The following is a 12242-nucleotide window of genomic DNA, read 5'->3' as shown; positions in this document are numbered from 1 at the left end:
AGATAGTCGTACTGAGTTGGATCAGCCGACAGGGTAATTGGATGAACACCAAGACACTGAGCCGCTTTCACGTATAGGAGACCAATACTCCTATGACCTTCAACTAGGATGAGCGCTCTTCTTGCCATTGGCTGTTGTCTCCGACCTTGGGTGCTGTGCGGCAGTCCGAGCTAGATCGGCATCAGCTTTAGCAGTGCCTGATCTCAGACGTTGTGGTGAACGTACCATCGTCAGCGATTTCCGGTCGCAAAGATTTCGTAAACTTATTTTAAGGCTCTGTTGCAACGTTCTGATTTGCCGGCGTGTGGCACGGACCGTCGGCCAATTTCCGGGGGGTGTGATGTTCAAGGAATGCCACTTTAATCAGTCAGTCATCCTACTTTGCGTAAGCCGGTGCCTGACCGTATCTAGTGCGACTGGTCTAGCCTCTCATGTTCCCTGTCCAGGTTGAAATCGCCGCATGGAACACCGGCGAAACGATAGTGGCCGCCCGCATCAACCGGATGTTCTCAACCGAAAGGCGCGCCTCAAAATGGCCCGGGCCTATCCAGAGCCGGTGCGCTTTGCTACCATCCATTTTTTCCACTGTGTCAGGGGGATAGACGGCCGTCGATCAGTTCTTTCACCCTCCGTTTGCGGTACATCTCGGCGCTCGCCCAGCGTTCACGTATCTCTGCGCATTTAAGCTGAGTTTCCCGAAAGAGTGACCTTGCTACAGAAAGCTGGGCGTCCGTTGATGCTTTGGCGGGTCCTCCGCCGAATTCCAGAGCCTCCCTGCATTCCTCTGGGCTCGCCGGCAACACACCGCCCAGATGGCAGGCCAGCTCGCCTCGGCGATTGGCAAGGCAACTATCCTGCGACAGGCGTGCCGCGATCTCGCCAATTTGTGTATGGGCACTCCTGAAGGGAACTCCCCGCACCGCCATTCGTTCGGCGGCAACAGTTGTCATCGCCAAACCGTCTTCCAGATTCTCGAGCATGGCACTAACGTTGAAAGACATGAACTTCACGATGAGCGATGTCAGGATGATGGCCCGCTTCAGAGCACCTTCAGCAAGGCTGATTGGAGAGCAACCGTAGTTACTTGATTCGATCGAGTTGCTGAAAGGCGCTTTGCAGGTTGCAGATGCCGCAGAAACGTATGCGCCCATCACGGTGCTTGCAGACCCTTTGATATGCTCAAGAAGATATGGGTTCTTCTTTTGAGGCAACATGGAAGAGCCCCCGGCAAGATTGCGTGGAACATCGATGAGGGCGAACTCGCGAGTCGTCCAAACCTGCAGATCCTGGGCTACGCGACTAAGCAAAATTGAGACACTCGTGAAGAGCGAAAGGCCATTTAGATGGAGATCTCGGCTTGCGACCGCATCAAGAGAGTTGAACGAAGGCAGTTCGAAGCCCAGCAGGCTCGCGGTTTCTAAAGGATCTATTGGCATGCTGGTTCCCCCACCGGCACCCGCGCCCATAGGGCAACTCCTGATCTCCTCCAGCAGGCAATGAAGTCGCTGGCGCTCGCGCGCGAGAGCAAAGAAGACTCCTAGCAGGTAGTGTCCCGGGGAGCCTGGGAGTGCGATTTGGTACTGACTATAGAGCGGGGCCACAAGGTTCGATGCCTCTTCGGCTCGCTGAAGAAGGGCATCCTGCGCAATTCCTATCTCCCGCGAGACGGAGCACACGGCTTCCCGAAGAACCAGCAGAGAAATTGTCGCGTTCAAGTCGTTACGAGACCTCGCTAGATGTAGCCATCCTGCCCTGTCTTCGCCTGCTCTGGCCGCAAGTTCGGCCTCATAGGCAAGATAAAGGCCACGCGGAGCATCACGGCCATCCAAGGATTTGAAGCCTTCGCCTTGGAGATCCAAAATAGACGTAAGCAAGTCTGCGGCTACAGCTTGGCCGACCAAGCCGTGATCAGCGAGCATCACAAGATGCGCTTCGTCGATGGCAGCCTGGAATTGCAGGACCCGACCATCCCGCGAAATTTCGATGGGCGGGGCGAGCAGCTTCATTGCTTCAGGATGCAAGGTCCATGTTGGCTCACTTGACCCGGCGTCTCGACTGTTGTCCGGTTTGCGAGCAAGTGTTTCTATGTCAAGCATAATGGAATCAATCATGCGTTCAGCTGCTGAGGCAGCCATATTTACTTCATCGGCGACGCCCACTGCATAGGCCACTCGGTCTCTGAAATCGCCATTGATTTGTATATCCTCTCCCTCAGATTTCAGAAGGCCCGCCTCGGGCGTGTTTGGCCCTAGAGTTTTAAAGAAAACCAAGCGTTTGATCTTGCCAGACCGGTGAGCAAGCTTGAAACGAATTGCTGCGGATTTCTTGCTCGCTCGAAGCGGTACGAACGCTTCACCGGAGTAAAGCTTGATCATCATGTCCGGGATGGACGTGCCCAAGGCGTGCGAGAGCATAACCGGAATCATCCCTCCAGCCAGCCTGGGATTGACCTCAATGATGACCGGGCCGGACTCCGTTATGACGAATTCCACATGAGCCGGTCCGAAGTCCAGACCCAATGCCGAAACTGCGCCTGCAGCAAAAGAGGCCAGTTCGTGTCGCGACGGCTCCGGAAGCGGGGCCGGAAAGTCGTGCCCAATCTCAACGAAGCAGGGCGCCGCCCCCTTGTGCTTGGCAATAATGCCAAGGCAGTGCAGCGATCCGTTGTATGCGATGATTTCTGCAGAGTATTCCTGACCTTCAACGTATTGCTGGATGAGGATTTCCGGGCTGCGCAAATCTACTTGGTCAAGCAACACTCTCTTTGCTCCCTCGAACGCCTCTACGACTTCTGAGGTGTTTTCGCAAAGGCGTACACCGCTGCTGCCGCTTCCGGAGACCGGCTTCACAACGACGGGAAAAATAGTTTGAACAAGAGCCTTCTCTACGTCTCTGATGGAGCTGACCAGCCGAGTTTCAGGCACTGAAATGCATTGTCGTTGCAACTCGGTCACTTGTTTCCATTTGTTCCGGCAATTAGCTATCGCCTCCGGACGTGCCGCTGGCAGCCCGATCGCCTTCGCGACTCTGGATGCTGATTCTACAAAATAGTCGGACGATGAAAATATTCCTGCCAGCCCTGTCAGTTTGGCGGCGAACCGGATGATTTCATCTGGATTACGCGTTTCAGCTTCAATTACTCGCGCACCGCACACCTTTAGGAAGGGGTAGCGGCTGGGATTTCGCGTAACGAGATAAGGTTCAAAACCCAAAACCCTAGCTCGCTTCATCAATAGCTCACCAGTACCAGTCGTGTTGCTTTCCACGAAAAGAAAACTATTCTGGTCCATTACAGCCTTCCAACGCGCTCAAGACAGCCTCCCGGGTTTTGCGCTTCCAACGATATCGGTTCCATGGCGGGAGAGCAGTCGAGGGATGCTCCTCGCTAGCTGGAGCGTCCAGAAGAACACCTTCAAGCACACATTCGTTTTGCCTGAGCCACTCCTGGTCGTACACAGCTTCAGCGTAGCGGTGGCCTTCATCAGGGCATATGACCACAACGGTTTCCTCTGGGTGCTGTCGGGCGCGCCAGCGCCCTACGATATAGCTCGCGCCTGAGGTAGGACCGGCAAAAATGGCGTGCCGCTCGTGGAGGGCCTGCGTTGCAGCAAACGCAAGCGAAGCCGACGTGAAATGTACCTCATCGTACAGTTCATGCTTCACGTTCTTTGGGACGAGGCTGTTCCCCAGTCCTCGCAACTTCCGTTCGCCGTCCAACTGGCCAAAAATGACACTGTTGAATGTATCCACCCCAATCAGGCGGGCCCCAAGGGCCTTCTGGCGCAAACGCTCTATTGTTCCGCAAGTAGAGCCGCCTGAACCAACAGAGCCAACCAATGTCACATCGGCGCCAAGCAATTCCGAGATCTGGTCAGCGAAACACCGGTAGGCTGCCGGGTTGTCTGGTGTTTCGTACTGCCGGGGCCAGAAATGGGACTCACCCAATTGCCTCATCCTGGCATGCATGGCGTCGAGGCGGCTTCTCTGATACCCGCCCTCCTTTGCCTTTTCAGTTATAATGAAAACCTCCGCACCTAAGGATCTTAGCCTATTTTCCAGTCCCTTATCCATCACTGGGTCGGTGAATATCTCGAGTGAAAATCCATATTCCCTGCACACTACAGCCAATCCCAGCGCAAAGGTTCCGCTAGATGTCTCCAACACTATCGTGTCATGCGTCAGAGTCCCTCGAGCCACTGCTTGTCCGATAATATACTTGGCCGGGAGAAGCTTCATGAAAGCAAACTGCGCGAGATATAGGTTCGAGCCACACCGAATAATGCGGGGGAGCGCATAGGCCGCAGAATACTGAGAAAATGGCAGGGGCGTGCGATCAAGGTTCATGTGGTCAACGCCGCTAGTTCATCGTTAGATATATCTTTGGCGATTTGCCGAACAGCGACACATGGTGGACCACGGACCGGAGTTTCTGCGAGAATTCAGGCGCCCTTCGATCAAGCATTATCCCAGTCATGGTACCGCTGTGCGCGACTATGACCCCGAGGGCACCTGTGCCCTCCGATGCTTTCAGCATCGAGTTCAGATACTTTTTCGGAGCCCGCTGCTGATGTAGGAGCGCGCTGGCTGTGGCTATTCTGCCCATAGTGACCGTGTCACCTTGCGGAATGGCTATGCGCGCGCGATCGAGCAATTCACAATACTGCGCTCTCTGACTAGCGTTGATTTCACCTCGACGTTGATCATAGTGCATGGTTTCGACCGTACCTCCTTCATCGATCCCAACCACGGCGAGCGGTGGCATTTGTCCGAGGAAAGATAAAAGGCTACATGATCGCTGGTGATATGCGACCACTCCGGGATACATCACCCCGTCAGAGGGCTCGATCTCCGCCATTAGTTTCTCCATCAATGATGTCCGCACTCTGAGTTTGAAGCTGGAGGCGATCGACCGTGCGGTCGCCACAAGATCCGCAGACGAACTTGCAAGTCCCTTGCCTTCCGGTAGCTCAGATTGCAGAATGAGGTCTCCTCCCGAGACGCCGAGCGCAATCACGAGATTCTCGGCCAGTCGTTGAGCTTTGATTTTGTGTGGCGGGTAGACGGTTACAGATCGGGTGCCTGTGATGGGCATAAATTTGGCCCGTGCAAAGAGCGCGATGGGCATCGTGACCAAGAAATGGGAATCATGAGAATGGGGACTAACCGGCAACTGGCCTTGAAGTAACTCGCCAAATGTGCCGCAGCAAAGTGCAACACCGTCACCGGAATGGACCCTGGGCTGCCCGTTCTGCAGGGCAACCTCAGCCGCCGCTTCGGCATCGAACCTCTGGTGAAGCATGTATGGCCTCCAAAGCTCATCGGCCGCCGCTTCATTAATTTTTGTCATATCGAGACTCGCCGAGCATCCCGAAGGAGCGACGCGATAGGTGGAATCCTGGTTCACCATGGCACTCCGCTCAAATCGAGGAGTGTGAGACTTGAGCCATCTGGGCAAGAACGTGCTTCAGTTGGATCTGACACTAGCTTGTTGCCTGTATAAAACGACTTCAGGGTTACTTTGACATTGTATGGCGTTAAAGGGTGCAAACTTCTGTTAAGTTTCTTGAAGGATCTGTTGCAACCTTTGAAAGCGAAGCACCTTGCGGGTTGGGCCCGCCGAGATTTGTCGCCTGATTTGCGAGGAGCACAGGCCTATGAAGTGGGACAACAGCGATGCCGGTCATCAAGACGGTTACGAAGGTGACCATTATTGCGTGTTGATGTGATTACTGGTGTGGCAGGCGCGCAACCCTCGTTAGACTGTTGTCGACGATCAAAGCGCGGATCGGTCCCTACGCTCAACGGCCGGCAGAACCTGCGCCCGCACGATGCCAAGCACGGCATTGTCCGACCAGTCGCTCTTCGCCACGACGTGATGCGGAGACTGGGGCGTAGCCTGGACACGACCAAGCTCCACCGCGCCGCCATCGGCTCAACGCTCCTCCGCTCGCCCAGCAAAAAGCAGCAGCCCCGTGCTGGCGCCACCCGGTCAGTTTGACCCAGTGCCGAGACGAGCGTCTCGACATTAGCAGCAAAACGCGACTCTCTCGTTTCGTTCTTCGTTTCCGTCCTGGAGGCCATTGCTCCGTCCTCCTCGCTGCCCTTGTGTTGGCATCGGCGTCACTCGGGCAGATCGGCAGGTCATCGTCGCTGCTTTGTTGACTTCTCGAGCACTCGCAAAGCCCAGTAATGCGCATCCTCGCCATCGAGGAATCTGCCGTCGTTCAAACACTGTGCCGGCGCAAGGACGCTCGCCTCCTGCAGACGCAGCACCTCGTCTTCAAACGACATTGCCTGCGTATAGCTCTTGCAGGTGCTAGCAATTACGAATCCGTTCGGTCGCGTGAGGCGCGAAAGCTCGCGCAGCCCATCCGGGTGGACATGTCCAAGTGTGAAGACGCCGCAGCAGACAATCATATCATAGCTCGCGCTCGCGTATTCTGAGAGGGACCTGTTTAGGTCAATCTCGCCTTCAACGTGGCGATAAACCCCGGTTTGGCGCGCCATTTCGGCCATTGTTTCCGAGAGATCGAAGCCGACGATGAAGCGGAAGCCGATATGGTCCAGTTGCACGCCAACCAAGCCTGTACCGCACCCCGCGTCTAGAACTGCGGTGGCTGCTCTATCACCGCCAATATACGCAGCCTGTAAGGCGCCCGCCATTTCTGCCACGATCGAGGGGCCGCTGTAGCGTTCGCGGTCCATATCCAACTCGTAGGAGTCTGCCCATTCAAAATAGTGCTGCGCCAATAGATTGGCGTCACCCTTGAGCGCATGTGACGCCTTAATCCGCATTTGCGCAGCTTGTCGGAGTGCGTTCTGTTTATCAACGGCGCTCATGTATTCTCCGCTAATGTGTGAGCTGGCCAGTTTCCGCTACGACTTGTCTGCCGAGAATTTCGCCCGGACCGCCGCAGATCAGGCAGGATCCGCCACTAATTCCAGCATCTCTCAAGAAAGGCAACCTCCTTTGATCAATATATATTTCTATCTTTCGATTTTCACCTGATTTCTTGTTAAACTTTTGCTATTATTTTTCATTGTTGTTGTCACATTAAATGATCGGGCCCGTCCAGGCCTTGAGGTGAATTTAGCTAATTCCGATGCCCGAACGCTTTGGGATACAGTTCAAGTTTTTCTCCCGTGACCTCAACGGAAACCAGAAGAAAAATCGCGTAGTGACCATCCCGCTGGCTCGAAGAGCGTGGCCAATTGATTCTGCGACTCAATCGCGCGGGGGGAGCGGCCGCAAAGCAGCTTCGTTCGGTGCCGAACCTGTTCAATCGCTTTGGTGAAATTCCTTGCAGTCCGACTAGAAACTCAAACTGGGACGCGTGCGTAGTATGACTGATGCGGCGTAGAGGAAGGTCCCGGCGAGGCGATGGTGGCCTCGAAGTTCTTGGCAAGGTAGCGGATCCGGTTGATCGAATCGAAGAAACGCTCGAGCGCTGTCGATCACCGCCGCCGAAGGGCTGGCCTCGGCCGACCTACTCGCGGTCTTTCATGACCAGATGATGGTTGAGCGTCTCGACAAGCTCTCGCGGCGAAAGCGGTGGAACCGGCCGCAAACTATGCTTCTTGGCGGAATCATTGGGCAGCAGAAGCTGGGTGGAGCTTGCCTGCGGATTTCGCAAAAGCGGGACAAGGGTTTCGCTAACTGGCCCTCAATGCCCGACCGAGAAAGACGCTGGTTTGGAAAACGCCAGAGAGGCCCTTGACGTGCTGCTGCCATGAGTGAACACAATCGGTGTTGCAATGACCATTTGAATCCGCCTTACACGCCGCGGTCAGAATGGTGGATTATCGGCGGTAATGGAAGACTTGAAACCGATTGACTTCAACACGCCGAATAGAGAAGTCCCGGTATTTTCTGGAGCGGATTGAGTTTGAAGCGTTTGGGCTGAGAGGCACATGCCTTGCAGATAAACTCCCTACGGCGTGAGGGTCTTGAGCCTACGCCCGTAGCTGTAGGCGGCGACTGTCGCGTTGCCTCAAGGAAAATGTTACTGCGCTGCTTGGTTGCCTCACCTAAAATGTTACCCGTGAAGAGGAATACCGCCATGAGGCTCTCACCACGATGGAGGCATCATGACGGCGAAGATGACGCATGCTATTCGCATGGTGTCTTCAATGGGGTCAGGGTTCGCTATGCGGCCGCAGCGAACAAGGGCAAGGGCAGGGTCTTGGAGTGTGAATCGGCCTTTAATTGCGGGTGGTTGTCAATCCGAGTTTCGCTCTCATCGCCGGGGTCATGGTCCTTTCCGAGGTCGAATGCCTCATGATCATGTTCGGGTTGGGCGCCTCAACGTGTGCAACGAGGTTCGAAGTCGACGTCAGCCGATTCAACGAGGTCACCACAAGCACCGTCCCGGCGGGACATCACGGGTTCCGGAAACAGGCCCGCGATTGGGATCGAGTGCAGATCTGTCAGTTCGCCGCCCCACTCAAAGCTGGTGCCGTCAACCCAGAGGCAGTGGAGCAGAACCGCGATCTTGCGAGCTACCGCCACTTTTGTCTTTTTCATACCTATCCGCTTTGACAGACGAAGGCCCCCACGCCTTCAAAGAAGACCATTTCTTCGTTGCATGCATGAGTAGGCGTCAGGCGTCAGGTCACCCGAATCTCGGAGCCACGTTGTCGTTAAAACTTCGTTGTTTTGCCTACTTAACGAACAGCTGGCGCGGTATTTTGGTCAGGGGTTCGTGCCCGGTCTCGGTAACGACAAACGGTTGAGTAATGGTGATACCGTCGTTCTCGAGCCAAAGCCCCGACATCATATGGAAGCACATACCCGGTCGAAGCACTGTCTTGTCCCCCTTGCGAAGACTGACGGTTTTTTCGCCCACCGCTGGCGGATACCCAAGACCGAGCGAATAGCCGAGACGTGAATCCTTCTCGTGCCCGTGCTTAGCAAGCGTCTTGGCAAACGCGGCGTGGACTTCCTCGGCGCTCTTGCCGGGAGCTACGGCGTCCAGCCCTGCATTCAGAGATTCCACGACGACGTCCGCCAGCTTTTGATAGTTCGGGCTCGGTTTGCCGACGCAAATCGTGCGAGCCAGATTGACCTGGTAGCGATGGCGATTTCCGAAGAGCTCGAGATTGACGATGGTGGACGGTAGCAACGGCTTGTCGGTCCACGCGGCATGCGGAGCCAGAGCCTTCTCGCCGACGCAAAGATAGGGCGGCGAACACGTATAGGTTCCGCCGAACTCGGGCGTACCCGCCATCATCTGATGATAAATGACAGCAGCAATGTCGCACTCCCGGGCACCCGGTTCGATCGTATCGACGGCACGGTACATCATCGCTTCAGCGATACGGCCGGCCTGTCGCATGAGTGCCACCTCGGCCGGGCTCTTCACCAGACGTATCCAGTTCACCAGCAAGTCCGCATCGATGAAGGTGGCCTCAGGCAATGCCTTCATCAGGTCGGAATGTGCACGCGCGGAGTAGTAGTAACCGCCCATTTCGACGCCGACCCTCGTTTTCCGGCCAGCGATTTCCTTCACAATCTCCGCGACGAAGTCATACGGACTGAGAGCCGACTGCACATATGCATCAGCGTAAGTACGGATGCTGTCGTCGGACAGATAAGTGGTCATGAAGGCGGAAATGCCATCCATACCCCGTCCGACCCAAATCGGCTCTTCGCGGTCGAGAGCCACCACCACCATCTGCGGAACGTAAAATGAATAGGCGTCGTAGCCGGTCAAGTAATTGGCGTTGGCCGGCTCGGAAAGCAGAAGGGTGTCTATGTCCCGCTTTTCCATCTCCTTCTTCACGCTCGTCACGCGTGTCGCAAACTCGGACCGCTCAAAATGTAGTTCCTTCTCCATTTCGATCCCTTTTTGATACGCCTTTAGAAGACTATTCAGGACGTCCGGATTCAGAATCCGTCCGGGTCGATTGCCACTTTGATGGCTCGCATTATGGTGCGTTCGCTAGCGCGCCGAAGCGCGGCGGCCAGCGCGATCTTGGACGGGATCGGGCCACGTTTCGGCCGCGAAGCTTCCATCCCTGTCGGATGCGAGTTTCGCCAATGCGAGACCTATCGCCTTGCCCGGTCCTGCAGAATCGGCAGTAGCGAGGGAGGCGTGTGGTGGACGTTGCTGTCGGCCAGATTGCCAAACGGATTGATTCGTGCCCCGGCAAGATTCTCTTCGCACCGGGCAGCCCCATGTCGCCATAGTCGTAGCGCCGACGTCGAGATGGTGCGCCATCACCCGCGAAGTCCACTAAATCATTGTCGATGATGACACGGCCATACATAACCAAATCATTGGTATGGGCACTGCCGAGTGACCCTCCGGCCAGGTGCGAATCGTTTTCAGCACCATGTCGTCGATTCGCCATTCCTCGCTCGCAAGGTGATGATCGAAAATGGAATGCAGGCAGATGCCAGCACAATTGAGGTGGATCGGGATCTTGGCCGGTTCCGCCAGCAGTCGACATTTGGTATCGAACGGCGGGGAGGAGCAGCCCTCCATTTCCTTGATCATGAAGCAGCGTCCAGTATGTACCAGGCGATGTGTGATCTGGCTCACGTGGTTGCTCAGGCTCCGATAAAACAACCCGTTCGATCGCGCCTCGATGGCGTATTATGTGGGCGTGAGTCAACGTCATCTTAATCATCTTTTTGCTAAGCAATACAATCGGTTGCTTGGAAGCAAACCGGAAGATTAGGCTAGCTCCTGCGCCGTGTCTCCGTCGGCGCGTTGTTATTCTAAGTTTCGGGCGTCTGGTGGCAACAGGGCGGTCAGAAGGCGCGGAATGCCTGCAGTTTCAAGGCTAGCTGTCGCCGCGAGGATCTCGTCCTGCCACCGCGGGTGAACGTTCTTTCGGGCGATGTTCTTGAACTTCTCCGCGACCTGGTCGCTGGATAACGAGTTGGCGACATCCCCCAAGGGATGCAGCACGATCATCTCTTCCGGGCCGTTCCCCTGATCGATGACGACGCGGGCAGGCGTTCCTACTGGAAACGCGGAAGCAAAATCGGGCGACGGCTCAAGCTCAATACGCGCGGCCAAGTCGAGAACACGTGCGTCAGCAAGACGCTCCATTTGAAAAGGCTGTAGAGCTTCGCGGCCGTATAAAGCCGCCACCGCGCAGCTAAAATAGAAGCTGTACTGCCCCCCCTCCAACGTGCTGGGCGCGCGCTCGTTTGCAAGGCGCATTGCTTGGGGGAACGTTTCGATGCGCAGCTTGCGGATCTCTTGCCCGTCCCGACGCATGGCAAGGATTGCATCGATAGCCGCGTGGATATAGCGGCAGCATGAATATGGCTTAAGATAGCATTTTTGTACTTCCCACGACGACCCAAGATTGTTTGTCAGGACATGGCGAGTGAAACGATCATTGTCATCAAGAAGATCAAGAGGTCCAGTTGCGGCTGCCCACGCGCGGTAGGCCGCGGTAATACCTGCAACCACGGCAGGGGGGATCCCTTCCTTGATCGTGGTACCCTCGAACTTGGAGCTTGCGGTTAAGAAGACAATTGGTCCTTCGGATCCGGCAATCGCCAATGCATGAGCGGTTTCTGCTGCACCTAAGCCCAGGAGACGGCAAGCTGCAGCTGCAGCGCCGTAGGCGACCCAGCGTCCGGTCGCATACGTATCGATTGTCGTAACCGGACGAGAGCTCGCAATTCGGAGACCAATTTCGTATCCGAGCCCGATTGCAACCATCGTTTCGGGGACCGACGCGTCAACAGCTTGAGCCACTGCCAAGGCCGCGGGAATGACGCCGGCACCAGCGTGACCTCCTGCGCCGCGGTGACCATCATCGATATCCAGTGAGCTCGCGGCAGCGCTATTCGCCATCGCGGCGCCGACCACGCTAGAGTGATCGTCAGTCAACCAAATACTGATCGGGCCTTCGCCATACGCTTCCAACGCCGTCTGTCGGGCGGCATGAGCTAACAGCGATCGCAGGCCCGCAGCTGTGGCACCGATAAGATCTAGCATTAGCGACGAGATTGTACGCCGTGTGGCCGTCGGCAGCGCAGAGGCCGGGTAGCTGCTAACGAAGTTCGCGAGTTCAGTTATCGCTCTCACTTGAGCACTCCTCGTTCTCTGGTGAATGAAATGACCACAAAAAATCTGCATAACTAGTAAGCAATACGGTTCAGTGCCGCGCTCGCTTTGTCTGCCTTGAACTTAGGGCAAGATGATCGGAAGTGCGTCAGCTTTTTCGATTGGCGCAGATAGGGGAGCCGGACAAAAGTAACCTCCTGCCCTCCCTTG

General features: G+C 55.8%; 7 protein-coding genes and 1 pseudogene. All 8 read right to left on the bottom strand.

What is annotated here, in order from left to right; genetic code table 11:
• Nucleotides 1–590 precede the first annotated feature (590 nt).
• Nucleotides 591–3290: a lyase family protein gene (locus LB557_RS31200; RefSeq protein WP_027033292.1), complete on the bottom strand. Its 2700-nt coding sequence runs from the start codon at nt 3288–3290 to the stop codon at nt 591–593.
• Nucleotides 3277–4236, bottom strand: a complete 960-nt coding sequence (locus tag LB557_RS31195) for a cysteine synthase family protein (RefSeq protein ID WP_224713160.1) — start codon at nt 4234–4236, stop codon at nt 3277–3279. Before LB557_RS31195 ends, LB557_RS31200 begins: the two co-directional genes overlap by 14 nt.
• 121 nt (nt 4237–4357) lie before the next feature.
• The gene (locus tag LB557_RS31190; protein WP_027033290.1) at nt 4358–5407 is read right to left on the bottom strand and encodes a hypothetical protein; all 1050 of its coding nucleotides are present in this window, start codon (nt 5405–5407) and stop codon (nt 4358–4360) included.
• Between the two features lie 352 nt (nt 5408–5759).
• Nucleotides 5760–6081 (bottom strand): annotated as a pseudogene (locus tag LB557_RS31185) (transposase); the annotation flags it as partial.
• 60 nt (nt 6082–6141) lie between these two features.
• Entirely contained in the window at nt 6142–6840 is a 699-nt protein-coding gene (locus LB557_RS31180) for a class I SAM-dependent DNA methyltransferase (RefSeq protein ID WP_027033289.1), read from the bottom strand.
• Between the two features lie 1820 nt (nt 6841–8660).
• The gene (locus LB557_RS31170; RefSeq protein WP_027033287.1) at nt 8661–9836 is read right to left on the bottom strand and encodes a M24 family metallopeptidase; all 1176 of its coding nucleotides are present in this window, start codon (nt 9834–9836) and stop codon (nt 8661–8663) included.
• 399 nt (nt 9837–10235) lie between these two features.
• Nucleotides 10236–10499: a hypothetical protein gene (locus tag LB557_RS31165; protein ID WP_027033286.1), complete on the bottom strand. Its 264-nt coding sequence runs from the start codon at nt 10497–10499 to the stop codon at nt 10236–10238.
• A gap of 219 nt (nt 10500–10718) precedes the next feature.
• Nucleotides 10719–12053, bottom strand: a complete 1335-nt coding sequence (locus tag LB557_RS31160; protein WP_027033285.1) for an MmgE/PrpD family protein — start codon at nt 12051–12053, stop codon at nt 10719–10721.
• Nucleotides 12054–12242: the final 189 nt, after the last annotated feature.

It is taken from the genome of Mesorhizobium sp. BR115XR7A, from assembly GCF_020165315.1.
Classification (GTDB): Bacteria; Pseudomonadota; Alphaproteobacteria; order Rhizobiales; family Rhizobiaceae; genus Mesorhizobium; species Mesorhizobium australicum.
The sequence above is the reverse complement of the archived record's forward strand: the minus strand, read 5'-3'. Positions and strand labels throughout refer to the sequence as shown.

What these genes read in the sequence shown, in the direction of transcription:
- LB557_RS31200 (WP_027033292.1), bottom strand. Translation starts at nt 3,290, where the DNA reads ATGGACCAGAATAGTTTTCTTTTCGTGGAAAGCAACACGACTGGTACT.
- LB557_RS31195 (WP_224713160.1), bottom strand. Translation starts at nt 4,236, where the DNA reads ATGAAGCTTCTCCCGGCCAAGTATATTATCGGACAAGCAGTGGCTCGA.
- LB557_RS31190 (WP_027033290.1), bottom strand. Translation starts at nt 5,407, where the DNA reads ATGGTGAACCAGGATTCCACCTATCGCGTCGCTCCTTCGGGATGCTCG.
- LB557_RS31180 (WP_027033289.1), bottom strand. Translation starts at nt 6,840, where the DNA reads ATGAGCGCCGTTGATAAACAGAACGCACTCCGACAAGCTGCGCAAATG.
- LB557_RS31170 (WP_027033287.1), bottom strand. Translation starts at nt 9,836, where the DNA reads ATGGAGAAGGAACTACATTTTGAGCGGTCCGAGTTTGCGACACGCGTG.
- LB557_RS31165 (WP_027033286.1), bottom strand. Translation starts at nt 10,499, where the DNA reads ATGATCAAGGAAATGGAGGGCTGCTCCTCCCCGCCGTTCGATACCAAA.